Source organism: Streptomyces sp. NPDC046261, assembly GCF_040646235.1.
Taxonomy (GTDB): Bacteria; Actinomycetota; Actinomycetes; order Streptomycetales; family Streptomycetaceae; genus Streptomyces.
Genome location: NZ_JBEYZU010000002.1, coordinates 1 through 24,806, shown reverse-complemented (window position 1 = coordinate 24,806; position 24,806 = coordinate 1). Strand labels below are relative to the sequence as shown.

General features: G+C 69.6%; 20 protein-coding genes and 1 tRNA gene. 14 read left to right on the top strand and 7 right to left on the bottom strand.

Going from position 1 to position 24,806, the window contains the following annotated elements; genetic code table 11:
- Positions 1–7 precede the first annotated feature (7 nt).
- The 9 genes from ABZ956_RS04355 (at position 8) to ABZ956_RS04315 (ending at position 12,681) form a co-directional block, all read left to right on the top strand.
- A complete protein-coding gene (locus tag ABZ956_RS04355; protein ID WP_361886773.1) occupies positions 8–517 on the top strand; it encodes a hypothetical protein in 510 nt (169 codons plus the stop codon).
- Between the two features lie 774 nt (positions 518–1,291).
- Positions 1,292–1,432, top strand: coding sequence for a plantaricin C family lantibiotic (locus tag ABZ956_RS04350; RefSeq protein WP_361886770.1), 141 nt, complete (start codon positions 1,292–1,294; stop codon positions 1,430–1,432).
- A 40-nt stretch (positions 1,433–1,472) separates the two neighbouring features.
- Positions 1,473–1,631: a class II lanthipeptide, LchA2/BrtA2 family gene (locus ABZ956_RS04345; RefSeq protein ID WP_177338093.1), complete on the top strand. Its 159-nt coding sequence runs from the start codon at positions 1,473–1,475 to the stop codon at positions 1,629–1,631.
- A 289-nt stretch (positions 1,632–1,920) separates the two neighbouring features.
- Entirely contained in the window at positions 1,921–4,794 is a 2,874-nt protein-coding gene (locus ABZ956_RS04340) for a type 2 lanthipeptide synthetase LanM family protein (RefSeq protein WP_361886767.1), read from the top strand.
- A gap of 1 nt (position 4,795) precedes the next feature.
- Positions 4,796–6,979, top strand: a complete 2,184-nt coding sequence (locus ABZ956_RS04335; protein WP_361886764.1) for a peptidase domain-containing ABC transporter — start codon at positions 4,796–4,798, stop codon at positions 6,977–6,979.
- Positions 6,980–6,981: 2 nt separating this feature from the next.
- Complete coding sequence (lanM, locus tag ABZ956_RS04330) at positions 6,982–9,771, top strand: type 2 lanthipeptide synthetase LanM (protein ID WP_361886762.1); 2,790 nt, start codon at positions 6,982–6,984, stop codon at positions 9,769–9,771.
- Positions 9,772–9,792: 21 nt separating this feature from the next.
- The gene (locus tag ABZ956_RS04325; RefSeq protein WP_361886759.1) at positions 9,793–10,746 is read left to right on the top strand and encodes an LLM class flavin-dependent oxidoreductase; all 954 of its coding nucleotides are present in this window, start codon (positions 9,793–9,795) and stop codon (positions 10,744–10,746) included.
- A 247-nt stretch (positions 10,747–10,993) separates the two neighbouring features.
- On the top strand, positions 10,994–11,908 hold the full coding sequence (locus tag ABZ956_RS04320) for an ATP-binding cassette domain-containing protein (protein WP_361886756.1): 915 nt from the start codon (positions 10,994–10,996) through the stop codon (positions 11,906–11,908).
- A 2-nt stretch (positions 11,909–11,910) separates the two neighbouring features.
- Complete coding sequence (locus ABZ956_RS04315; protein WP_361886753.1) at positions 11,911–12,681, top strand: ABC transporter permease subunit; 771 nt, start codon at positions 11,911–11,913, stop codon at positions 12,679–12,681.
- A 60-nt stretch (positions 12,682–12,741) separates the two neighbouring features.
- Here ABZ956_RS04315 and ABZ956_RS04310 read toward each other — a convergent pair whose 3' ends face one another.
- The gene (locus ABZ956_RS04310) at positions 12,742–14,073 is read right to left on the bottom strand and encodes a helix-turn-helix transcriptional regulator (protein ID WP_361886751.1); all 1,332 of its coding nucleotides are present in this window, start codon (positions 14,071–14,073) and stop codon (positions 12,742–12,744) included.
- Between the two features lie 206 nt (positions 14,074–14,279).
- On the opposite strand from ABZ956_RS04310, the gene ABZ956_RS04305 reads away from it, so the two are divergent.
- Complete coding sequence (locus ABZ956_RS04305) at positions 14,280–14,939, top strand: DUF4232 domain-containing protein (RefSeq protein WP_361886748.1); 660 nt, start codon at positions 14,280–14,282, stop codon at positions 14,937–14,939.
- Between the two features lie 26 nt (positions 14,940–14,965).
- On the opposite strand, the gene ABZ956_RS04300 is transcribed toward ABZ956_RS04305, so the two are convergent.
- From ABZ956_RS04300 to ABZ956_RS04290, 3 genes are all read right to left on the bottom strand, one after another.
- Complete coding sequence (locus ABZ956_RS04300) at positions 14,966–16,642, bottom strand: serine/threonine-protein kinase (protein WP_361886746.1); 1,677 nt, start codon at positions 16,640–16,642, stop codon at positions 14,966–14,968.
- A 100-nt stretch (positions 16,643–16,742) separates the two neighbouring features.
- Positions 16,743–17,498, bottom strand: coding sequence for a CPBP family intramembrane glutamic endopeptidase (locus ABZ956_RS04295; protein ID WP_361886743.1), 756 nt, complete (start codon positions 17,496–17,498; stop codon positions 16,743–16,745).
- 65 nt (positions 17,499–17,563) lie between these two features.
- Positions 17,564–17,634: transfer RNA gene (locus ABZ956_RS04290), tRNA-Gly, on the bottom strand.
- 266 nt (positions 17,635–17,900) lie between these two features.
- Here ABZ956_RS04290 and ABZ956_RS04285 point away from each other — a divergent pair.
- The 3 genes from ABZ956_RS04285 to ABZ956_RS04275 all read left to right on the top strand — a co-directional run bounded on the left by ABZ956_RS04285 (position 17,901) and on the right by ABZ956_RS04275 (position 19,266).
- Positions 17,901–18,083 (top strand): hypothetical protein, encoded by a 183-nt coding sequence (locus ABZ956_RS04285; protein ID WP_361886740.1) that lies wholly within the window; start codon positions 17,901–17,903, stop codon positions 18,081–18,083.
- A gap of 84 nt (positions 18,084–18,167) precedes the next feature.
- Positions 18,168–18,743, top strand: coding sequence for a dCTP deaminase (gene dcd, locus ABZ956_RS04280; RefSeq protein ID WP_361886738.1), 576 nt, complete (start codon positions 18,168–18,170; stop codon positions 18,741–18,743).
- A 25-nt stretch (positions 18,744–18,768) separates the two neighbouring features.
- A complete protein-coding gene (locus ABZ956_RS04275) occupies positions 18,769–19,266 on the top strand; it encodes a phosphoribosyltransferase (protein ID WP_361886735.1) in 498 nt (165 codons plus the stop codon).
- A 76-nt stretch (positions 19,267–19,342) separates the two neighbouring features.
- Here the strand turns inward: ABZ956_RS04275 and ABZ956_RS04270 are convergent, their stop codons facing one another.
- From ABZ956_RS04270 to ABZ956_RS04260, 3 genes are all read right to left on the bottom strand, one after another.
- Positions 19,343–20,257 carry a Yip1 family protein gene (locus ABZ956_RS04270; protein WP_361887995.1) on the bottom strand — a complete coding sequence of 305 codons (915 nt, stop codon included), beginning with the start codon at positions 20,255–20,257 and terminating at the stop codon, positions 19,343–19,345.
- Positions 20,258–20,403: 146 nt separating this feature from the next.
- Complete coding sequence (locus ABZ956_RS04265; RefSeq protein WP_361886732.1) at positions 20,404–20,907, bottom strand: MarR family winged helix-turn-helix transcriptional regulator; 504 nt, start codon at positions 20,905–20,907, stop codon at positions 20,404–20,406.
- A gap of 115 nt (positions 20,908–21,022) precedes the next feature.
- The gene (locus ABZ956_RS04260) at positions 21,023–23,293 is read right to left on the bottom strand and encodes a (Fe-S)-binding protein (protein ID WP_361886729.1); all 2,271 of its coding nucleotides are present in this window, start codon (positions 23,291–23,293) and stop codon (positions 21,023–21,025) included.
- Positions 23,294–23,601: 308 nt separating this feature from the next.
- Between ABZ956_RS04260 and dnaK the strand changes: the two genes are divergently transcribed.
- On the top strand, positions 23,602–24,806 hold a 1,205-nt coding region (dnaK, locus tag ABZ956_RS04255), incomplete at its 3' end, for a molecular chaperone DnaK (protein ID WP_361886726.1).

Here is a 24,806-nt window from a genome sequence, read left to right as displayed (position 1 = left end):
TCTTGGGATGAATCATCGATCTCGCGCTCGGGTCCGGCGACGGCTGCGGTCGCTGGCTCTTCTGGAGCTGATCAACATCCCTCTCCAGGCCGCCATCTGGTTCGGTGAGCTCGGCTTCCCGGTGACCGCGGCGAACGCCGCCGGCTTCGCGCTGTTCTCGCTCCTCCTCCTGGAGGGGGCCGCGTACTGGTGGGCCAAGCTCCGTCAGATGGAGGTCCCCCGGGCGCCGCTGCCCGGCGCCAGGGCCTTCGCGGCTCTGCGCGTCCTCAACATCCCGGTGCTGCTCGCCGGAGTGGCGTTCACCGTCTGGGCGGTGGCCGGCGACCCCGGGCGCGGCACCATCCCGGGCGCCGGCTTCGCGCTGTTCGCGGTGCTCGAGCACGTGAACTACTTCCACACGCAGCTCATGTACGACAACCGCGCCGACCGTCGGCGCCTGCGCCGGCACGGTCTGCGGCCCGCGCACCTCGCCCGCGACCTGGCCCTGGCGGGCGCACGGGGAGGCGGCCCCACCTGACGCCCGCCGCTGCCCGGACCGCCCGGCCCCCTCGCAATTCGCCGAGGGGGCCGGGTTTTTGGCATGTACGGAACCTTTAACAGGTACGTCTTCGGAGCTCTCGGCCCGGACGCCGCCTTCGTGATTCATATCGGGCTTTCTGGGGGCACCTCCTGATATTCATGGACGCTACAGTTGAACGAGAGGGGCTCGGATTTCGCCGGTACGCGGCCACGGATGGTCCATTACCGGCCATCCGCAATGTGGCCGCAATACTCCGCAGGGGAACCGGACTTGGCCCGTCCGCTGCTTGACATGTCCGGGCCGTCGTCGCAGTTGATCCGTCCGCGCCGGCGGCCGGGCCGGCGGTCACGGCCGCCGACAGCGGGCGGCCTGGACCGCCCAACTGGCCCCTACCAGCGGTAATGTCACGGACCGTCAGGTGGGAGCGGGCCGCTGCGGAGTGCCGCTGCTCCGGATGGGAATCCCGCTCCGTGTGGCGAGAGTGGAACGTTCCATTCCTTACTGATGGCTGCGGTGTCAGGTACTTGGAAAGCGACCGGATCGACTCTCGACAGCATTCGGAATGGCCTATTCCCCGTTCAATGTGACGTGGGCCACGTGAAAGCCGGTTGTAGGCCCCGGGGCGGACTCATAAAGTCATGATCGTTCCACCGGGGGGTGTTGAACTCCGAAAGCGGGAGTTGCAGTAGGAACATCTTTCGGTGGGTGTGTAGTGATTCAGTCCACCCATACGAAGGCGGTATTCCCGTGTACAAGGGCGATGTTTCGCTGGTGGAAGAGATTGCCGAGCAGGACTTCGACGGTGTCGCGTACGGCGCGTGCACCACGAACACCTTCTCGCTGAGCAACAAGGTCGGCAACAACGGTGGCTGGTGCACCATCACCAAGGAATGCACCAACGCCTGTAACTGACCCTAAGCAGCAACCCACTCACACTGGAAAGAGGTACATCATGGAGATGAACCAGGACGTTCTCGGCCGCTTCGACGAGGCCGAGCTCATCGAGCTCAGCGACGCCGACGCCTTCGGTGGCACCGGCCCGTGGTGCGCCGCGTCCGCCGTGATCAGCACCGCGTTCTGCCCGACGACCAAGTGCACCAGCAAGTGCTGATTGTCGTCGCCTGATTTGGTGAACGTGTAGCACGGTATGGCGGAATGGGGGTCCGCCACTGGGCCTCCATTCCGCATGCCCGGCTTCGGCCAGTTTTACGACATCGCGCGAAAATGGAGCAACGACCGACGTGATATCTCCAGAAAAGTACTACCCTGAGTTCGACAGCGCCGAAGTCGCAGAAACGATCCTGCCCCTGGCGCGGTTCGACGAGGATATCGTCGGTGTGCTTCAGACGGGCGAAACGGAAAAAGCCTCTTCCACGGCGCGTGACATCACGCGTGCGACCGTGGCGGCATGGCTTGACGGGCCGGAGCAGTACCCTTTCCAGGGCATTATCAAGAACCTCGCCGCGACCGTTGTGGACGCGGACCCCATCGCTCCATTCGAGGAACTGTTCCACGAGCCCCAGGCCATCGTGACGCAGCTGCTCGAGCGGACCGAATCCCGGTTGCGCGAGGTCTACCCCCGGCCGCTGGTGGCCGCCATCAACCACGCCCGTGAGAACGGCAAGTTGAAGGGCGCCGACCCGGCCGAGCGGTACACATACTTCGTCGAGCAGTCGAAGCGCACGTCGTTCGAGGACGTGAGCGGACTGTCCTTCCCGGTTCTGCGCGACATCACGCGCACGGTGCTGCGCCACGAAGTGGAGAGCATGGTCGAACTGTGCGGCCGGCTGGTGGCCGACCGCGAGGCCATCGAGGCCACCTTCGGCATCGAGGCGACCGACCCGGTCGTCTCCTGCGGCTTCTCCGAAGGCGACGTGCACAACCACGGCCGCAGCGTCTCGGTGCTCGAGTTCCGTTCCGGCAAGCGGCTGGCGTACAAGCCCCGCGACGTGTCCTGCGAGGCCGCGTACGGGATCATCGTGCAGGAGCTCAACAGCAGCCTGGACATGTCCCTGGTCGCCGCGAAGGTCCTCGAGAGGGACCACTACGGCTATGTGGAGTTCATCCAGGCGGAGGACGTCTCGGACATGTCCGAGGAGTTCATGTACGCCAGCGGCGAGCTCGCCGCGGTGTTCTACCTGCTGAACGCGCGGGACATGCACTTCGAGAACATCGTCCCGACCCGCCGCGGCCCGGTCCCCATCGACCTGGAGACCATCCTCCACCCCGCGCGGATCCACCGCGGGGCCCGGCCCGAGGCCCCGGCGAACGCCTACGACACCATCGGCCAGTCGATCTACGGAATCGGGATCCTGCCGCTGGTCATGGTCGGCAAGGACCAGGACGCCGGCCACATCGACCTCGGGTTCCTCGGGGACGCCGGCCGTGGCACCTCGCCCTTCAAGTCGCTGCGGTTCCAGGAGCCGTACACCGACCGCATCCACGTGGTGCTCAAGGCGCAGGACACGCAGGAGCGGCAGACGGTCGTCAACGCCCTGTCCGAGGAGGAGATCCACCAGCTCGGCGAGCGGATGGCCGCCGGGTTCACGAAGGTCTTCCGCGCGGTGATGGCCGACCGGGACGGCTGGCACGCGCTGCTGCGCAAGACGGTCTCCGGGGTGCGTGTGCGCTACGTGCACAACCCGACGGCCCTGTACTCGCAGACGCTGCGGATGACCTCCGGCCCCGGTGCCGTGGACGACTACTCGACCTATGTGGCGCTGCTGAAGCGGATCGCGATCGCCAGCAAGACCTCGTCCCAGGACCTCATCGGCTCCGAGCTGAAGCAGCTCGCGGCCCGGGACGTCCCCTACTTCACCGTCGCCAGCACGAGCGTGGTCCTGGAGGACGGCGACGGCGTCGCGGTGGGCGCGGACTTCGACGAGTCGCCGCTCGACCGCGCGGTGGCCAAGACCACGAACATGAGCGAGTTCGAGCTCGAGGAGCAGCTCATGCTCCTCTACTCGGCCTTCGCCTCCCGCTTCCCCGACAACCACCTGGGCGCCGCGGGCGGCCAGGAGGACGTCACGGCCGCCACCGCGCCGGCCCCGCGGTCGGAGGGAGGGTCCGGGGACTCGCTGAGCGAGCTCGTCATCCGTCTCTCGGACAAGCTGGTCGCGACCTCGCTGCCCGACAAGTTCGCGCACCTGCCGCGGACCTGGATCGGCCCGCTCGCCTCCGCCCAGGCCAACCGGCCCTGGCCGCCGGGCGTGCTGGGATACGACCTGTACACCGGACGCGTCGGCCCCGCGCTGGCCCTGGCCTCGGCCGGGCGGGTGCTGGACAACGCCGAGTACCGCGACCTGGCCGCGCAGATCTTCTCCACCACCGCGGACATCCTCGCCGGTGAGCGCTACGAGATGCGCAGCATCCACGAGGCCGGCTGGGGCGGCTACACCGGTATGGCGGGCATCCTGTTCGCCCTGGCCACGGCAGGCCGGCTGCTCGACGAGGACGCCTGGGTCACCGCCGCGCAGGGCGCGCTCCCGCTGGTACTGGGCCAGGTGCGGAACATGTCACCGGCCGAGCTGCCGCTGGACGTGATCAGCGGTGTCGCCGGCGTGATGTCGTGTGTCACGGCGATCGGCGGTCCGGACGCCGACAGCTCCCTCGCGGCCCTGACCTCCCTGCTCACCGGCGCGCTGAGCGGCACCGGCCACCAGCCCGTGCTCGACCAGTCCGGGTTCGCGCACGGAGTCGCGGGACTCATCCACGCGCTGAGCAACGCGCACGCCCGGGTGTCGCCCGAGCAGCAGGACGTCGTCGCCACCACGCTGTCGGGCCTGGTGGAGCGGCTGGAGGGGTTCTACGACCCCAAGGAGGACAACTGGTTCTCCAACTCCGCCACCCCCTGGAACTTCGCGACGGGCTGGTGCCACGGCTCCGGCGGCATCGCCCAGGCTCTGCAGGCGTACAGCGCGCTGTGCGACGACGAGGCCGTGCTGCGCATGCGTGACCTGGCGGTCCGCAACACCCTCGGCATCGGCTTCGGCCGCAACCTCACCTGGTGCCACGGCGACCTGGGCAACCACGACGTCCTGGCCGGCATCGCCGCCGCCACCGGCGACGCCTCGCTGCGCGAGGAGATCGCCAAGGTCGAGCAGCGGTGGCTGACGCCGGAGATCTTCGAGCGGAAGATCGCCGACATGCGCAGCCGCTACTCCCACACCAACAGCGCCATGGTCGGCACCTCCGGCATCGTCCTGCACCTGCTCAACCGCATCGACCCGGGCATGAGCGTCTCCCCGATCAACCTCGCAGTCGAGAGTCGGTGACATGAGTTCCACAACCGGCCGTCGCACGGCGCGCCGCGTACCGACCCTCACCCAGGTCACCCAGACCGAGTGCGGCCTGTGCTGCTGCGTCTCCCTGCTGCGTTACTACGGACGTGCGGAGGAGTTCTCCACCGCACGTGACGACATGGAGGCCGGCCGCGACGGTCTGAGCGCCGGCCAGCTGGCCCGGTTCCTGCGTACGCGGGGCATGGAAGCGAAGCTGTACCGCGTCAAGGACGTGTCCGTCCTCGCGAAGTTCTCCTCGCCGACGATCCTGTACTGGGAGGACTACCACTTCGTCATCCTGGAGAAGTTCGACGGCGACAAGGCCGTCGTCATGGACCCGGCCGTGGGCCGCCGGCGCCTGAGCCGCGCGGAGCTGGAAGAGGGCTTCAGCGGCATCGTGATCTCCGCCGACGTCGGCCCCGACTTCGAGCGGACGCGGCAGAAGCCGTTCGCCGAGTGGCGCAGCACCCCCCTCCTCGCCGAGGGCTCGCGCAAGCGGATGGCGCTGGTCGGGCTGCTCTCGCTCAGCGGGTACGGCGCGGTGCTCGGCATCCCGATGCTGACCGAGTGGGCGGTCGACCGGTACGCGCGCTGGCAGGGCGTGGACGACCTGTTCCTGATGATCATGCTGATCACGGGTGTGGCGGCCGGTTACTTCGTGCTGCACCTCGTCAGGGTCCTCGTGCTGTCGTCGCTGGTGGCGCTCCTCGGCAAACACCTGATGACGCACACCTTCACCAAGCTGCTGTCCCTGCCGTACAAGTTCTTCACCACGCGACAACCGGGCGAGCTGCTGTTCCGGCTGAACACCGTGAACTCCATCAGGGACCTGCTGTCCTCCCGGGTGGCGCAGGGCATCCTCGACGTCGGAACGCTCGCGTGCGTGACCGTGTACCTGCTCGTCATCGAGTGGCGGCTGGGCCTCATAGCGATCTGCCTGTTCCTGCTGAACGCGGCCTATCTGCTCAAGACGCGCGTCCGGGTGCTGGAAGCCGTCGACGCCGAGCTCGCCCAGCTCAGCCGGAGCCAGTCCACGCAGCTCGACGCGATCGTCTCCATCCCGACGATCAAGATGGGCGGCTACGCCCGGGAGTTCCTCGACAGCTGGCACAAGGTGTACGCCTCGTCGCTGGACGCGATGAAGTCCCGCATGCGCCTGCAGCAGGGCCGGATCTCGGGCGTGACGACCACGACCCAGATGTTCGGCCCGATCATCCTGCTGCTCGCCAGCCTGTACTTCGTCAGCCGCGGTCAGATATCCCTGGGCGCGGCGATCGGCGTCCAGGCGGTGTCGGCGACCTACTTCGCGCTGTCGACCTCGGTGTTCCAGACCTACACCGAGTTCGCCGAGGCGTCCCGGTACATGGCCAGGCTGAACGACATCGGCAACACGCCCTCCGAGACGTCCGGCGGCGCGCTGACGGAGGTTCCGGAGACCTCGATCCGGCTGGAGGGCGTCAGCTTCCAGTACACCAAGCACAGTGACTTCGTGGTGCGCGACGTCTCCCTGGAGATCCCGGCCGGCTCGAAGGTCGCGCTGGTGGGTTCCTCGGGTTCGGGCAAGAGCACCCTGGGGCGCATCATCTGCGGCCTCTACGAGCCGACCGTCGGATCCGTCCGGTTCGGCGGGCACGACATCGCCGAGTACGACAAGGATTCGCTGCGCCGGCTGATCGGCTACATCCCCCAGGAAGTGCACCTGCACAACCGCACGATCCTGGAGAACCTGACGCTGGGGCAGGACATCCCCGAGCAGGAAGTGCGGGAGTTCTGCGCGAGCGTGGGCATCCTCGACTTCCTCGAGGACCTGCCCATGGGGCTGAAGACCCTGGTGTCGGAGATGGGCGCGAACTTCTCGGGCGGCCAGCGCCAGCGGCTCGCCATCGCGCGTGCCCTCCTGCAGCGTCCCCGGATCATCGTGATGGACGAGGCGACCGCGTCGCTGGACACCATCAACGAGCGGCGGGTGACCGAGCTCATCCAGGAGATCGGCGCCACGCAGGTGATCATGGCGCACCGCCTGGCCACGATTAAGTCGGCGGACCGTATCTACGTGCTGGACAACGGCCGGGTCGCCGAGCAGGGAACCCACGCGGAGCTGCTGAACGGCGGAACGCTGTACCGGGAGCTGTACGCCGAGAAGACCGCCGATGCCGAAGTCCTTGTTGGAGGCGAGTGAGTATGACCGAACCGAACGTGTCCATGCCGGACTTCCTGCCCTTCTACCAGCACCTGGCCCCCAGGAGCGCCGTCGACGCCGCACTGCGTGACCTCGTGACCGCGGTCACCGAGCCGGAGCGCGTCGAGGAGGTGCTGTTCGACATCTGGGAAGCGCTCGTCTCCCTCGTCGAGGCCCACTCCTTCCGGATGATGATCGGCGAGTTCCACGCCTTCCGGGAGGGCCTCGGCCTGCCCATGACCATCGAAGGCGACCGGGCACTGCGGCAGTTCCGGCCGCACCTGGAGCAGGACGGCTCCTGCCAGGAGATCGCCGAGAAGTACCCGGTGCTCAAGGGGCGGCTCGAGTCCATCCTGCGCAACTCGCTCGAGGCGTTCGCCGAGTTGTTCGCCGCGTACGCCGAGGACCGGCCGGCCCTGCGGGCCGCCGGCCTGCTGGGCGCGCCGGGGGACGACGACCGCATCTCGACGATCTTCATCTCCGGCTCGGACCTGCACAACGACAACCGTCAGGTCATCGGGGTGCGGCTGGCCGGCGGCGCCCGGATGATGTTCAAGCCGCGCGCCCTGACCTCGGACAGCTTCGTCCAGGACCTCTACACGGCGGCCGACGCCCATCTGACGTACTCGCTGCGGGACTGCATACCGCTGTCCGTGACGATCGGCTCCCACGGCTGGCAGCAGTTCGTCACCCCGATGGCCATGGACGCGCCGGACCAGCCGGCCCGGTACTTCTACCGCTTCGGTGCCCTGTGCGCCATCCTCGGCTCGATCGGCGCGTCCGACCTCCACGACGAGAACGTGCTGGCCCACGGCGAGCACCCGTGCGTGATCGACACCGAGACCGTCATGCGGCCCGACGCCGGCGTGGACAACGACACGCTGCCGCACACGCTGATCAACCACGCGAAGCTCTCCGTGGTCTCCACCATGCTCGTCCCGGTGATCAACCGCTCCTCGACCATCGACGTGCTCATGGCCGGGGTGGGCGTGGGCGGCGACCAGAAGTCGAACATCACCAGGACGGTCATCCAGCACATCGGCACGGACGGCCTCTCCGTCGGCCGCGAGGCCATCACGTACACGCACAAGGACAACGTGCCGCGCCTGGGCGAGACGCAGCTGTCGGCGACGGACCACTACGCCGACATCCTGCGGGGCTACTTCGACGGGCTCGGCTTCGTCCGCGGCGACGGCGTCCTGAAGGTCCTCGACGCCTACCCGGACATGCCCGTGCGGATCCTCCTGCGGGCGACGATGGTCTACAACCGCTTCGTCGACGCGGCCACGCACCCGGACTACCTGGCCCGCCCCGAGGAAGCGCAGCGGATCTTCACGCTGCTCAAGCACTTCCCCGACTACCTCTCGCCCGAGGGCATCGAGTACGTCGCCGCCCAGGAGCGCGCCTCCCTGCACCGCGGTGACATCCCCTACTTCGTCTCGCGCAGCGGCTCGACGGAACTCGCCACGCACACCACCAGCCTGTCGGGCGTGTACAAGAAGACCCCGGCCGACTTCGCGCGTGCGGGCGTGCGTTCCAACTCCGAGCGCCCCGACCTCTACCACCGCTTCCTGCTGGAGGAGTGCTTCAGCGAGCTGTCCGGCGAGGAGGCCCCGGCGGGCCTGTCCTCGCAGAGCCTGTTCAAGGACACCTTCGCCGCGGCCCGCCCCGGAACGTGGTGGCCGGAGATCGCCCGCAAGATCGCCGCCGTCGGTGTGCCCTTCGACGGTCCGGACGGGCAGGAGCTCGGCTGGGTGTGCGGCATCGGCCCCATGGGCGAGGCACCGACCATCACCCCGGGCAACTTCGTCTCGTTCCACGACATGGGCGGCACCGTCGCCTTCCTGGGCCGCGCGGGACGCCACGACAGCGAGATCCGGCCCTGGTCCCTCAGCGCGGACCGCGGCCTGACCTCGCTGGTGGCGGAGTACGACAAGGGCCTGCTGGGCATCGCCGAGTCCGCGATCTCGGGCGCTTCCTCCCTGCTGCTCACCCGGCCCGCCGGCGTGGACGCGGAGTGGATGGACAAGATCTTCGACAGGATCGCCGAGCGCTCCGCGGCGGGCGAGCTGGACACCGACCTGGGCAACGGCCCCGCCGGCCTGCTCATGACGCTGCTGTCCCGTATCGAGGCGGGCGCGACGCCCGCGGGCTGCGGCGAGGAGCGGCTCGCGATGCTGCGCGACATGGTCCTCGCCGATCTGGCGAAGCCCAGGGACGCCCGGTGGTTCGACGTGGCACACGGCGAACTGGGACTGCGCTGGGCCTGCTCGCGCATCGGCCGGGTCCTCGGCGACGACGCCCTGGTGCGGCAGTCCGCGGACTGGCTCCTCGACCGTCTCGCCTCGGACGACCAGACCCCCGCCGTCGGATGGTGCAACGGCGCCGCCGGCCTGCTGCTGTCCTCGGCGGAGATCCTCGCCTCGGCCGGCCGCCAGGAGTGGCTGTCCGGCGGGCGGCTGGAGGCCATGGCCGACAAGGCGACGCGGCTCGCCGCCGACCGCCCGGTCGACCTGTCGGTCTGCCACGGCAGCAGCGGCGTCATCCAGTCGCTGATCGGCGCCGGCCGCACCCTGGGCGACGCGTCCCTGGTGCGCCGGGCGCACGAGCACCAGGAGAACGTCCTGGCCGCGATCCGTGCGAACGGCTTCTTCACCGGCTCGGCGGGCCGCACGGCCCTCGTGGGCTACATGCTCGGCTGGGCCGGCGTCGGGGACACCGACCTCCTGCTGCACTCCGTCCTGAACGGCTCGGGGACCGGCGAGCACGCCGTCCCGGTCGCGTTCGCGTAGCGATTGAAGGGAAGACACGGGGTGCAGTACTCGATTCTCCTCCCCCTCGGCCCCACCCGGCCCGAGCAAGTGGTGACGTTCGCCAACCTGGTGAAGTGGACCCGCGCCGAACGGCTGTGGCAGGGCCAGGGGCAACTGCTCGACAGCCACCACGTGGCCAACTGGCTCGCCGGCATCGGCATCAGGATCCCCACCGGGTTCGGCGTGTCCCTGATGCCGCTGCGCTCCCCGTACCAGGCGGCGCTGGAGGCCCGCTCCGTCGCCGTCGCGACGGGGCAGCCCGTCGTCGCCGGATTCGGCCCGGGGGCACTGGAGTTCCAGGCGGCCGTCATGGGCAAGCCCTACGCCAGCCAGATCGGCGCGTGCCGGGAGTACGTCCGCATCGTGCGCGGCCTGGTGAACCGGGAAGAGGTCGACGTCGCGGGCCGGCACTTCGCCGTCGAGGCCAAGTTGTTCGACTATCACCAGATGCCGGTGACCGTGGGCCTGGGCGTGCTCCGCGAGAAGATGGCGGCCCTGGCCGGTGAGGTCGCCGACGTGGCCATCACCTGGCTCGGCTCCGCCTCCTACGTGGGCGATGTCCTGATGCCGGCCATCCGGGGCGCGAAGCGCGAGCTGGACGCGCCGGCGAAGGTCACCGCCATCGTGCCCGTCGCCCTGTCCGGCCCCGGCCGCGACGTCACCGCTCTGGCCGCCGCCTCGTGCGGCATGCACATCCAGGCGCCCCACTATCAGGACGCCCTGCGCAAGGCCGGCATCGTGGTGGCCGGCGACGCCGGTCCCGAGGACGCCCGAAAGCTCGTCGACGGGGGCGTGTTCCTCTACGGGACGCCTGCGGAGATCCACGAGCGGCTGGCCGAGTACCGGGCGATCGGGGTGGACGAGGTGGTGCTGAACACCTCGGGCGTCGCCAACTCCCTCGGCCCGCGCGCCGCCGCCCAGGACCTCCTGGACATCCTGAACGCCGCGCCCTGACCGGCACCGCATCCGGCCCTCTCCCGCGCGCAGTTGACCGTCCGCTGCGGTGAACTCCCTTTGTCACCGCACGATTCAAGCCACCCCGGCTGGTTTCCCCCCGGCCGGCCGGGGTCCCCTGGACCCGCACCGCCGTACTCACGGCGGTGCGGGTCGCCGTCCCCCCACGCGGCCTCGCGGCCGGCCCGGAGGATGTCATTCCTCAGGTTGATGTGCGCGGCTGCCGGTGTAAACAAAGGTGAGAGGCATGATCGAGGTACAGGAACTGACCAAACGCTATGGGACGACGCTCGCGGTCGACAGACTCTCCTTCCGTGTCGAGCCGGGCCGGGTGACCGGATTCCTCGGGCCGAACGGCGCCGGGAAGTCCACGACGATGCGGGCCATGGTCGGCCTGGACCGGCCGACGTCCGGCCAAGTCCTCATCGACGGCAAGCGTTACGAGGACCTGTCGCGCCCCTTGACCAAGGTCGGTGCGCTGCTGGAGGCCAAGGCACTGCACGGCGGGCGTACGGGCCGCGGCCACCTGCTGGGCCTGGCGCGCAGCAACCGCATCCCCGACCGGCGCGTCGACGAGGTCCTGGACCTCGTCGGGCTGAGCAGCGCGGCGGGCAAGCGGGCCAAGGGGCTGTCGCTGGGCATGGGGCAGCGCCTCGGCGTGGCCGCCGCGCTGCTCGGCGACCCGCAGGTGGTGCTCTTCGACGAGCCGGTCAACGGCCTCGACCCCGAAGGCATCCTCTGGATCCGGGGACTGATGAAGAACCTGGCGGCCGAGGGCCGTACGGTCTTCGTCTCCAGCCACCTGATGAGCGAAATGGCGCTGACCGCCGAGCACTTGATCGTCATCGGTCAGGGCCGGCTCCTCGCGGACACCTCGGTCGAGGACTTCATCGCCCGCAACTCCCGTTCGTACATCCTGGTCCGGACCCCCGAGCCGGAGCGGATGCGCGACCTGCTCGCCGCCGAGGGCATCCAGGTCGACGACGGCCCCGACGGAGCGCTGGAGGCCGTCGGCACCACCCTGGAGGTGGTGGGCGGCCTGGCCGCGAAGAACCAGGTGACCGTCTACGAGATCAGCCCCCGCACGGCCTCCCTCGAAGAGGCGTTCATGCAGCTCACCGCCGATTCGGTGGACTACCGCGCTCGCCAGGAGGTGCGTTGACGATGGCGGACACCACCGCGGCCATGCGTTTCGAATGGACCAAGATCCGGACGCTCCGCTCCACCCTGTGGAGCCTGGCCGTCTACTTCCTGATCAGCGTGACCTTCGCCTACCTCGCCGGTCACTTCCTGCGGGGCTCGTACAAGGACATGAGCGCCGAGAACAAGGCGGACTTCGACGCCGTCGCCGCCGGCTTCCACGGACTGAAGCTCGGCATGGTCGTGCTCGTCGTCTTCGGCGTGCTGGCCGTGAGCAGCGAGTACTCGACGGGCACGATCCGCAGCTCGCTGACGGCGGTGCCGCGACGCGGCGTCTTCTACGGGGCGAAGCTGCTCACCGGTGCCGCGACGGCCCTGGTCACGTCCGTCGTCGTCGTGGGCGTCAGCTTCTTCGCCACGCAGATGGCCATGGGCGGCCCGCAGAGCGTCTCGCTCTCCGACGACGGGGTGCTGCGAGCGCTGGCCGGAGGGGTCCTCTACACGACCCTGATCTGCGTGTTCTCCATGGGCCTGGCGAGTGTCCTGCGCAGCTCCGCGCTCACCATAGGCATCCTGGTACCGCTGTTCTTCATGGTTTCGGCCATCCTCAACAGCATTCCCGGTGTGCAGAAGGCGGCACAGTTCCTGCCCGACGTGGCCGGCGGGCTCATCCTCCAGAGCGGCCGGCCGGAGGGCACCGTCCTCACGGCCTGGACCGGCATGGCCGTGCTCGTGGCCTGGACCGCTCTCTCCGTGACCGCGGGCTACCTGGCGATGCGCCGCCGCGACGCCTGACGTACGGATCCGATGTGACGCGAACCCCCGGGACGCCCGTCCCGGGGGTTCGCCCGTCCCTCAGGCCGGGGGAAACGGTTCCCACCCTCGTGTCGAGCCCAGCGGCTGGGCGTAGACGGGCCTGCCCTCGGCGCCACTGGTGCGGAAGGGCCTGCCCCGGTCGTCCAGGCGCAGCACTCCGCGCCGGCCGCCGCTGGACCACCGCAGCTCCAGGTCCCACGACACGTCGTGCCGCTTGACGCCCGCCTTGACGTAGAAGACCTCGGGGTCGCTCTCGCTCACCTTGTACGGGAAGTCGCGCTGCCCGGCCACGGGGGTCACGACGGGCCGCGGGGAGTCCAGGTCGACGCCGAAGGACTTCGTCGACACATCGCCGCCGCAACCCACGCCCATGACGTAGGAGTTCCAGGCGAGCGGCGCCTTCGTGCCCCGCACCCGGACGTCCAGCCCTTCGAGGACGACGGTGTCCTTGCCGGTGCCCTGCAGGGTGATCTCGAGGAACTGCTCGCCGGCCGCGACGCCGCCGAGCGTGGACACCCAGCCGGGCGCGTCCTGCTCCGTAGGAGGCGGGGTGACGTCGCGGGGGGCTCGGTCGACGAGATAACGCTGGGAGCAGGGGTCTTCGAAGGCGTACGGGCGAACGTGGGCGGTCAGCGGAGTGCCGGCCTTCGCCTCGCTGCCCGGCCGGTCCGCGGGAGGCGTCGCGGACGCGGTGGGCCCGCCGCTCGCCCTCTCCCCGCTCCCGTCCTGCTCCGCCTTCTGCGCGTCCTTGTTGTCGCCGTTCTCGCTCTTCTGCGGGCCGGGCGAGGACGGCGTGCCGGACGGCTTGCCGCCCGTACCCCGCTGCCCGGGAGTCGGCGTCTTTCCTCCGGGGGACGAGGCGGCGCCCACGGGCCGTCCCGTCGCGTCCTCGCCGGGGTCCCCGCCGAGGAGAGGGGTGCTGAGCGCGGCGACGCCCAGCACGGTGACCGCGGCGACGGCGGAGAGGGCGGTGATCAGAACCTTCCGGGGCGGCCGCCCTCGCCGTGGCCGGACGGGCGGGGGCGGGGCGGTCGTGGTCTCGGGAGGCACCGGCGGAGTCAGTGGCTCCGCTTGCGTCTCTGCTTCCGTCTCTGATTCCGGCGGTGACTGCGGCGGTGACTGCGGCTTACGTCCGCGCGTCGCGTCCGCGACGATCCACCGCCGGTGGACCTCCATCAACTCCTGCGGCGTGGCCTTGCACAGCCGCGCCAACCGCTCCACCGGGGCGAACTCCGTGGGCACGGCCGACCCGTTGCAATAGCGGTGCAGCGTCGACGTACTGACGTGCAGTCGCTTGGCCAGTGCTCCGTAACTCAGCCCCGACCGCTCCTTCAGCGACCGCAGCAGCTCAGCGAGATCCCCCGCCCCCACGCCACCCCTCCATCCCACGTCCCCGTTCCAGGCGACGGTCATTCCCCCAGGTCAGAGCCGGTGCGATCGTTCCGGCGTCCCCGATTCGCCGGTCACTCTGGCGCCCGGGACGGGGCACCGCACAAGCTTTCGCCATCAAAGCACGCCGTTCCCGGATCCGGTCGAGCGGCACTCCGCTGACCCTCCGTGAGGAAAAGAGATCCGCCATGCGCGCCACCGTTCGCCGGCCCCGTCTGCTCGCCGTCACCTGCGCTGTCGCCGCACTCGCTCTGACGGGGTGTTCCCGTGCCGAGGGGGTGCGCTCGGAAGGCGTCGCCTCGGTGCCCTCCGAGGAGACCCGGGACGAACCGGCCCCGGCCCCTGTCGCGCCGTCCGCCGCGTCCGCCGCGTCCGCCGCGTCCGCCGCGCCCGCCGCGCCCGGCGGAGCGAAGCCGGCGGGTGGCGCACACGCCCCGGAGGGCCGCAGGACCTGCACTGCCGGGACCACCAAGGTCGTCGCCGCGCCGGTGCCCCGCCCGGTCGGCCACATGCTGCTCACGGTCACCAACACGGGCGCCAAGCCGTGCGACCTGAAGGGCTATCCCATCGTGAAGTTCGAGGGCGCCCAGTCCGTCCCGCCGGTCAGGGCGGAAACCAAGCCGCATGCGGTCATCTCGCTCCCGCCCGGCGGGAAGGGCTACGCGGGCGTGATCCTGGCCGCGGCCGACGGCAGCGGCGGCGAGGGCTACACCGCACGGAGCCTCGAGATCGGCTTCCAGGGCCGCGACGCGATGACCGGGGTGGCCCTCCCGCCCGGCGGCGTGCACGTCGACGACTCCCTGCGCGTCACGTACTGGCTGACCACGCCCGAGGACGCCCTGTCCTGACGACGACGAGCCGGCCGGCCCCCGCGCTAACAGCGGACGGGCTGGCCGGTCTGGCGGATGATGTTGTCGGCGGACATCCAGCCGGCGGTCTTCGTCCCGTCGACGCGGACGTAAATCCACTTGTGGCCGTAGGAGTTCTCGACGGAGCAGTGGAACCACAGCTTCGCGCCGGACTTGGCCGGGGCCACGGAGGCGCAGACCTTGTAGGGCCCGTTCACGATGTGCTTGTCGCCGGTCAGGTATCCGTACGTGCCCGGCTTCGGGTCGTGGTGGCTCCAGCCGCTGCACGTCGTGGGCACCGAACTGGTCCTGGCCGGCGTGGCACTGGGCTTGGCCGTCGGGGAGGCCGCCGAGGGCGAGGGCGCGGTGGACGGCGTCTGGGAGGCGCTCGCGGACGGGGAGGGGCTCGGGGAGCTCGTGCCGGGGGTCGTCGGGGCCGCGCTCGGCTGACCGCCGGCCGTCGGGGAGCCGGTCCCTTGCGGCGCGGCCTGTGCCTCGTCGCTCTTCGTACCGCCGTCCTTGCCGACCAGGGCGTACGCGAGGCCGCCTCCGGCGAGCACCACGACGGCGGCCGCCGCCGCGATGACGGTACGGCCGCGGCGCCGTCCGCGGTCGGCGGCGGGAGCGGGAGCGGGAGGGGCGGCCGGCGCCGGGGACTGCGGGAAGGCGTGCGGCGGGTAGGGGGTGGCCGGAGGCTGCGGGGACGGCTGGTGGAACGGCGGCGCGGCACCGAATCCGGGCGGCGGCGCCGGGGCCACGGCCGGCGTCGGCGTGGGTGCCGGCGGCGGCGTGACGGCGGGCTGGGACGGTCCGGGCGCGGGGGCCGGCGGCGCGGGGTCCGGCGCCCGGTGCGCGGCCACCCGCTCCAGCATCTCGCGCGCCTGCTCGGCGGTCGGCCGGCTCTCCGGCTCCTTCGCCATCAGCGCCCGCAGCACCGGCGTGAGCGGTCCGGCCCGCCGGGGCTCCGGCAGGGGCTCGGTGACGATCGCCGACAAGGTGGACCACACGGACGTGCGGCGGAACGGCGACGTGCCTTCCACCGCCGCGTACAGCGTCATGCCGAGCGACCAGATGTCGGAGGCGGGGCCGGGCTCCCTGCCCTGCGCACGCTCCGGCGGGAGATAGTCGAGGGAGCCGACGAGCTGACCGCTCTGGGTCAGCTTGGCCATGGCCTCGTCGCCGGTGGCCTCCATGCTGGCGATGCCGAAGTCGGTGAGCACCACCCTCCCGCCCTGCTCCAGCAGCACGTTGCCGGGCTTGACGTCCCGGTGCAGGACGCCGGCCCGGTGCGCGGCGTCGAGCGCGTCCATCAGCCGGGCGCCGATCGCCGCGGCCTCGTGCGGCTCCAGCGTGCCGCGCTCGGCGAGGACGTCGTCGAGCGAGGGCCCGTCGACGAGCTCCATGACGATGACCGGCAGGCCCTGCTCCTCGGTCACGTCGTGCACGGTGACCACGCCGCTGTGCCGGATGCGGGCGGCGGCCTGCGCCTCCCGCTGCATCCGGGTCCGCAGATCGAGCAGTTCGGGCTGGGAGGCGTCGGTGAAGGCCCGCAGGACCTTGACGGCGACCTCGCGGTTCAGCAGTTCGTCCACCGCCCGGGCGACCACTCCCATGCCGCCGCGCCCGATCGTCGCGGTCACCCGGTAGCGCCCGCCGAGCACCTTGCCTATCAGCTCGTCGCCGTTCGCTTCCCCCGTCGTCACAGCATGCTCCGTTCCGTCACCGCTCGTCGTCCGCCGCCACCTGGCGGGCCCCAGAGTAGTAGGGGTGCCTCGCGGGGCGGCCGGTGCTACCGGTCCCGGATCAACGGGCGGCGCGGGCCTGCCTGACCAGGACGGTGAGGGTGATGACTCCGCCCAGCCAGAAGGCGAGGCCGAGCAGGGGCCGCAGCCCGGACGGCACATAGTCGGCGTGGGCGGAGTTGTAGACGAAGTGGGCCAGCATGAACGGCCATACGAGCTGGGTGCGCCGGTAGACGAGGACGTAGCCGCCCATCCAGATCAGGCAGAGGGCGAACGCGCCCCACCCGTAATAGAGGTGGAAGGGGACCCGCAGCGCGACCAGGACCGCGAGCTGCGCCTGCCAGGACCAGCGCAGCCGCGTCATCACCGCCATGGGCAGGGCGAGCAGCAGGGTCTCCTCGACGAGGCCGCTGTGGAGGTTGCCCAGCAGCTGCTCGCCGGCGTCCGTGCGGCCGGTGGGGGCGTATCCGGGGGAGGGGAAGAGCCGCATCACCTCGAAGCCGACCCACATGCCGAGGTAGGCCACCGCCGCGGCGCCCGGGCCGCCGTACGGGAACCGCTCCCGGGGCCGGGCCGCCAGCCCCAGGTCCCGGGCGCGGTACCCCAGCCCGCGGTGGGCGATCAGCAGCGCGGCCGCGGCGACCAGGAAGCCGGCCTTCATGCCGGGGAGGTGGCGTACCGCCCCGTCGGGAAGATCGATGCGCCCGGTCAGCAGGATCTGCACGGCGACGACGCTCGTCAGCCCGAAGGCGAGCAGGAACCCGGCGGCGACCAGGCACCAGTCACGGGCGGCGGGCGGGGGAGAAGTGCGGGGCATCGGACACGTCATTCTCGGGACAACAGAGAAACCCCCAGATCCACTGATCTGAGGGTTCTTGTAAGAGCGGGCGACGAGAATCGAACTCGCGCTCTGAGCTTGGGAAGCTCATGTTCTACCATTAAACTACGCCCGCGCGAAGGTGCCCATCGGGGCATCGCATCGTCGCACACTCTACCCCATCGAAGGCCCCCGGTGTACTCGCCGCGGTGGCCTTCCGTCGTGTGAGGGGGGTGTGGCGGCCCTGGGGATGCGGGCGTGGGGGGCGGGAGTTGGGGCGTACCGTGGGGGTGCGGCAAACGCCGGGGGCTGCCGGGGTGCCGCGTTAAGTTCGACCTGATCCATCCCCTAATGTGGCTTTTGTCTTTCATGTCGTGCCGGAGGCACGTAGTCAGTGCCGCCATGGGGAAAGGGAGCTCGATGGAGCGCACCGTCGTTCGTTGTGCCGAAGGGCACGTGTTCAGCACCGCTTCGTTCCCGATGCAGAACCTCGGTCCCGGCCGGATCGGCCCCGGGCGGCTCCTGCGCTGCCCGCGCTGCGCCCGCCTGCGGCACTCCGTGCCGGTGGGCACCGAGAAGCGGTGAGCCCGGTGCGGGCCCGGGCCGGAGTCGATCTTCGCCCGGGCCCGCGTTGTCAGGTTGTCCGGCTTCTTTGCGTATCCTCGAGGCGTGCTTCTCTCAGACAAGGACATCCGGGCCGAGATCGATGCCGGCCGTGTGCGGATCGACCCGTTCGACGAATCGATGGTGCAGCCGTCGAGCATCGATGTGCGGCTCGACCGCTACTTCCGGGTGTTCGAGAACCACCGGTACCCGCACATCGACCCCGCGGTCGAGCAGGCGGACCTCACGCGTGAGGTGGTGCCGGAGGGCGACGAGGCGTTCATCCTGCACCCGGGCGAGTTCGTGCTGGCCTCGACGTACGAAGTGATCTCGCTCCCCGACGACGTCGCCTCGCGGCTGGAGGGCAAGTCCAGCCTCGGCCGGCTCGGCCTGCTGACGCACTCGACGGCCGGCTTCATCGACCCGGGCTTCTCCGGGCACGTGACGCTGGAGCTGTCCAACATGGCGACGCTGCCGATCAAGCTGTGGCCGGGGATGAAGATCGGCCAGCTGTGCATGTTCCGGCTGACCTCCCCCGTCGAGCATCCTTACGGGTCCGCGAAGCACGGCTCCCGCTACCAGGGCCAGCGTGGGCCGACGCCCTCGCGGTCCTTCCAGAATTTCCACCGCACCCAGGTCTGAGCAGAGCAAAAGGCGAAGAGCAACAGTGAGTGACATCCGCGAGAACCTGACCTACCCGATCTTCGGGCAGGCGATCCGTGAGCTGGCGCAGACCATCGCGGACGACGGCTACGAGCCGGACATCATCCTGTCCATCGCACGCGGTGGCGTCTTCGTCGCGGGCGGCCTCGCCTACGCGCTGGACTGCAAGAACATCCACCTGGTGAACGTCGAGTTCTACACCGGTGTGGGCACCACCCTCGAGATGCCGGTGATGCTGTCCCCCGTCCCGAACGCGATCGACTTCTCCAACAAGAAGGTGCTCATCGCCGACGACGTCGCGGACACCGGCAAGACGCTCAAGCTCGTCCACGACTTCTGCCTCGACCACGTCGCCGAGGTGCGCAGCGCGGTCATCTACGAGAAGAGCCACTCGCTGGTGAAGTGCGAGTACGTCTGGAAGAAGACCGACGAGTGGATCAACTTCCCCTGGTCCGTCGAGCCGCCGGTGGTGCGGCGTGAGGGCCAGGTCCTCGACGCGTAGCTCTCCAGAGGCACGTACACACACGGAAGGGCCCGTTTAGACCTCATCGAGGATCTAAACGGGCCCTTCCGTGTGACTAGAGCGTGCCCAGCTTGATGAGCGACAGCAGCGCGACGAGCTGGATCGCCGAGGCGCCGAGCGCCTTGGGCCAGGGCAGGTCGTGGGACTTGCCCACCATCGAGGTCAGCAGCGCGCCGCCCGCCAGCCAGGTGGCCCAGCCCAGCACCTGGACGAGGGGGCTGTCGCCGCCCAGGAACATCGCGAACAGCAGCCGGGGCGCGTCCGAGATCGACATGATCAGCATCGACAGCCCGACCGTCGGCTGCCATATGCCGTCGCCCCCGAGCTGCCGGGCCAGGGTGTGGGTGACGGCGCCGAGGATCAGCCCGGCCATCACCATGACGACACCGGTGATCAGCACGGCCGGCAGGACCTGGGAGAGCGAGGCGTTGAGGACGTCCTCGCGGGCCTTGTCGAAGCCGAAGACGGCGAGCAGGCCGTAGACGAAGGTGACGATCAGCGCCGGCGCCCACACCTGGTGGTCCCGCATCTGCCAGAAGGTGGCCGAGGGGCGCAGCACGATGCCGCTCAGCAGCTCCTTCCAGTGCAGCCGGGGCCCGGCGGGCGGGGCAGGCGCCGGGGCGGCGTAGGAGCCGTCACCGCCGTCGTACTGCCCGTACGCGTCCGGGGCCTCGCCGAGGCTGAACTGCTGCGTGTGGCCCGGGTTGTCGGCGGTCCGCCCGTAGTACGGGTCCTGCCCGCCGTACTGCTGCTGCCCGTAGCCCGGCTGGGGCTGGGGCGGCTGCGGCGGATGCCCGCCGCCGAAGTACTCCGGCTCGTCGTACCCGCCGGGCTGCTGCCACTGCTGCTGCCCGCCGCCGTAGCCGCCGGGCATGCCGGGTTGCCCCGGCGCGCCCTGGCCGCCGTACGGAGCCTGCTGCTGTCCTTGCCGCGCGGGGTCGGCACCGTGCGGGTCCCGCCCGCGTCCCATCCTGAATCCAGCCACGCCTTCGAACGTACCCGCTCCGGCGAGGTCCCCGCGCCGCGCCCGGGGGGACGGGCCCGGCATTGCGGCCGAGCTGTGACATCCCTTAGGGGAAAGCCCAGGGTCGCCCGGTGTTTGTGGTGCCCGTGAGGTCAACGGAGCGCGGGCTGCCCGCCGCCGACATTCTCGATCATGCGCTGCAGGACGCGCAGGGCGGTCACGTACTCCTCGTCCGTGATGCCGTCGTGGATCTCCCCGCGCACCCGGGTGACGACCTCCTTGGTGCGGGCCCTGGCCTCCCGGCCGGCGTCGGTGAGGTGCAGGAAGCCCTCCTCGTCGGCGGCCAGCCAGCCCCGGGCGAGCAGGCTGTCGGTCGACTGGGCGATCGTGTCCGCGCCGACGTCCAGCACGGGGCAGAGGTTGTCGCGGATCTGCTCCCGGGTCAGACCCGTGCCGGCGGCGGCGTCGGCCTGGTTGAGGATCCACCACTGGAACTGCGTGATGTCGACCCGCGCCATCGCCCCCCGGATGTGCTGGATGACGGCTTTGTGGGCGACCCAGCTCCAGTAGCCGATGGGCTGGGCGGCGAGCGAGGCGAAGTCGGTGGGGGTGTTCGGGTCGGCGGGGGCGGGTGCGGTCTGCGGTGTCGTCGTCATGGGAACGACGCTAGGACCTCAAGCGCGCTTGAGATCAAGTGTGTTGGGGGTCACGACAACGGCCGGGCCCCGCGAACAGTCGCGGGGCCCGGCCGTATGCGCTCGTACGGACCGCCTACTTCACCGGCTCCGGGTCCGGCGTCGGGGCGTTCGCCGGCTCGCCGTCGTCCTCCGGCTCGGCCGGCGTCTTGACGGACTCCAGCAGCAGCTGGGCCACGTCGACGACCTGGATGGACTCCTTGGCCTTGCCGTCGTTCTTCTTGCCGTTGACCGAGTCGGTCAGCATGACGAGGCAGAACGGGCAGGCGGTGGAGACGATGTCCGGGTTGAGGGACAGCGCCTCGTCGACGCGCTCGTTGTTGATGCGCTTGCCGATGCGCTCTTCCATCCACATGCGCGCGCCGCCGGCGCCGCAGCAGAAGCCGCGCTCCTTGTGGCGGTGCATCTCCTCGTTGCGCAGGCCCGGCACCTTGGCGATGATCTCGCGCGGCGGGGTGTAGACCTTGTTGTGACGGCCCAGGTAGCAGGGGTCGTGGTAGGTGATCAGGCCCTCGACCGGGGTGACGGGGACCAGCCTGCCCTCGTCGATGAGGTGCTGCAGCAGCTGTGTGTGGTGGATGACCTCGTACTCGCCGCCCAGCTGCGGGTACTCGTTGGCGATGGTGTTGAAGCAGTGCGGGCAGGTCGCGACGATCTTCTTCTTCGCCTTCTCGACCTTGACGCCCTCCTCCGCGTCCTCGCCGAACGCCATGTTCAGCATCTCGACGTTCTGCTGACCGAGCTGCTGGAAGAGGAACTCGTTGCCCAGGCGGCGGGCCGAGTCACCGGTGCACGCCTCGTCGCCGCCCATGATGGCGAACTTCACGCCCGCCATGTGGAGCAGCTCGGCGAACGCCTTCGTCGTCTTCTTGGCGCGGTCCTCCAGGGCGCCGGCGCAGCCGACCCAGTAGAGGTAGTCGACCTCGGTGAGGTCCTCGATGTCCTTGCCGACGACCGGGACCTCGAAGTCGACCTCCTTGGTCCACGCCAGGCGCTGCTTCTTGGCCAGGCCCCAGGGGTTGCCCTTCTTCTCCAGGTTCTTGAGCATCGTGCCCGCCTCGGACGGGAAGGAGCTCTCGATCATCACCTGGTAGCGGCGCATGTCGACGATGTGGTCGACGTGCTCGATGTCGACCGGGCACTGCTCGACGCAGGCGCCGCACGTGGTGCAGGACCACAGCACGTCCGGGTCGATGACGCCGTTCTCCTCGAGCGTGCCGATCAGCGGGCGTTCGGCCTCGGCCAGCGCCGCCGCCGGGACGTCCTTCAGCTGTTCCGCGGTCGCCTTCTCCGCGCCCTCGGCATCCTTGCCGCCGCCGGCGAGCAGGTACGGCGCCTTGGCGTGTGCGTGGTCGCGCAGCGCCATGATGAGCAGCTTCGGCGACAGCGGCTTGCCGGTGTTCCAGGCGGGGCACTGCGACTGGCAGCGGCCGCACTCGGTGCAGGTGGAGAAGTCGAGGATGCCCTTCCAGGAGAACTCCTCAACCTTGGAGACGCCGAAGACGTCGTCCTCGCCCGGGTCCTCGAAGTCGATCGGCTTGCCGCCGCTCGTCATCGGCGGCAGCGCGCCGAGGGCGACGTCGCCGCTCGCCTCACGCTTGAACCAGATGTTCGGGAAGGCCAGGAAGCGGTGCCAGGCCACGCCCATGTCCGTCTTCAGCGAGACCGTGATCATCCAGATGAACGACGTCGCGATCTTCAGGCCCGCGAAGAAGTAGGTGAGGTTCTGGAGCGTGGAGAGGTCCATCCCCTGCAGCCACGAGACGACCGGGTACGAGATGAAGAACGAGGCCTCGTAGCTGTCCACGTGGTGCTGGGCGCCTTCGAGCGCGTGCAGCATGAAGATGCAGATGCCGACGATGAGGATGACGGACTCGACGAAGTACGCCTGGCCGGTGTTGGAGCCGGCGAAGCGGGACTTGCGGCCCGGCTTGCCCGGCCGGTTCAGCTGCCGGACGACGATGAGGGTCAGGATGCCGAGCGCGGTCATCGTGCCGAGGAACTCGACGAAGACGTTGTACGGGGCCCAGTCGCCGATGACCGGCAGGATCCAGTCGGACTGGAACAGCTGGCCGATGGCGTTGACGATCGTCAGCAGCAGCGAGAAGAAGCCCACCGCGACGAACCAGTGCGCCACACCGACGACGCCCCAGCGGTTCATCCTCGTGTGGCCGAGGAACTCCTTGGCGACGGTGAGGGTGCGCTGCGCGGGGTCGTCCGTGCGGGAACCGGCGGGTACGGGCTGGCCTAGCCGTACGAAGCGGTAGATCTGCAGGATGGCACGGCCGAACAGCGCGACGCCGACCGCGATTAGGACCAGCGACACGATGATCGCGGCGAGTTGCATGGGTGGGCTCCTCGAACCTGCGAGAGCGGGATTACTAGGCGGTAACTTATCCAGTCCGTACGAGACTACTCACTCTCCCGCGCGCGATATAGCGGCATCGCCGGTGATCTGTGTCGCGAAGGCAACCCTTACGGACGCTCCGTGCGGGATGCTGGGGTGCCGTCGGAAGCTTGCGCTCCGCTTTTCGCCGGCGACTGACTGTAAGACTGACATAAAAGTTGAGCGGGCCCGACTCAGGTCCGTTGACAGGTTTGCGGTCGTGCTGCACTCTTGAGTCTGTTCCACTCAAGTCAGCTGGAGGAATCGACATGGCACGTGCGGTCGGCATCGACCTGGGTACGACGAACTCCGTCGTCAGTGTTCTCGAGGGCGGTGAGCCCACCGTCATCACCAACGCCGAGGGCGCCAGGACCACGCCGTCCGTCGTCGCCTTCGCGAAGAACGGCGAGGTTCTGGTCGGCGAGGTCGCCAAGCGGCAGGCCGTCACCAACGTCGATCGGACGATCCGCTCGGTCAAGCGCCACATGGGCACTGACTGGAAGATCAACATCGATGGCAAGGACTTCAACCCGCAGCAGATGAGCGCCTTCATCCTGCAGAAGCTCAAGCGGGATGCCGAGGCCTACCTGGGCGAGAAGGTCGTCGACGCGGTCATCACCGTCCCGGCGTACTTCAACGACTCCGAGCGCCAGGCCACCAAGGAGGCCGGTGAGATCGCGGGTCTGAACGTCCTGCGCATCGTCAACGAGCCTACTGCGGCCGCCCTCGCCTACGGCCTCGACAAGGACGACCAGACCATTCTCGTCTTCGACCTCGGTGGCGGCACCTTCGACGTCTCGCTGCTCGAGATCGGCGACGGCGTCGTCGAGGTGAAGGCCACCAACGGTGACAACCACCTCGGTGGTGACGACTGGGACCAGCGCGTCGTCGACTACCTGGTCAAGCAGTTCGCCAACGGCCACGGCGTCGACCTGTCCAAGGACAAGATGGCGCTGCAGCGTCTGCGCGAGGCCGCCGAGAAGGCGAAGATCGAGCTGTCCTCGTCCACCGAGACCTCGATCAACCTGCCCTACATCACGGCGTCCGCCGAGGGCCCGCTGCACCTGGACGAGAAGCTCACCCGCGCCCAGTTCCAGCAGCTGACCGCGGACCTGCTCGAGCGCTGCAAGACCCCGTTCCACAACGTCATCAAGGACGCGGGCATCAGCCTGTCCGAGATCGACCACGTGGTCCTGGTCGGCGGTTCCACCCGTATGCCCGCCGTCGCCGAGCTCGTCAAGGAGCTGACCGGCGGCAAGGAGGCCAACAAGGGTGTGAACCCGGACGAGGTCGTCGCCATCGGCGCCTCGCTCCAGGCCGGTGTCCTCAAGGGTGAGGTCAAGGACGTCCTGCTCCTCGACGTGACCCCGCTGTCCCTCGGTATCGAGACCAAGGGCGGCATCATGACCAAGCTGATCGAGCGCAACACCACGATCCCGACCAAGCGGTCGGAGATCTTCACGACGGCCGAGGA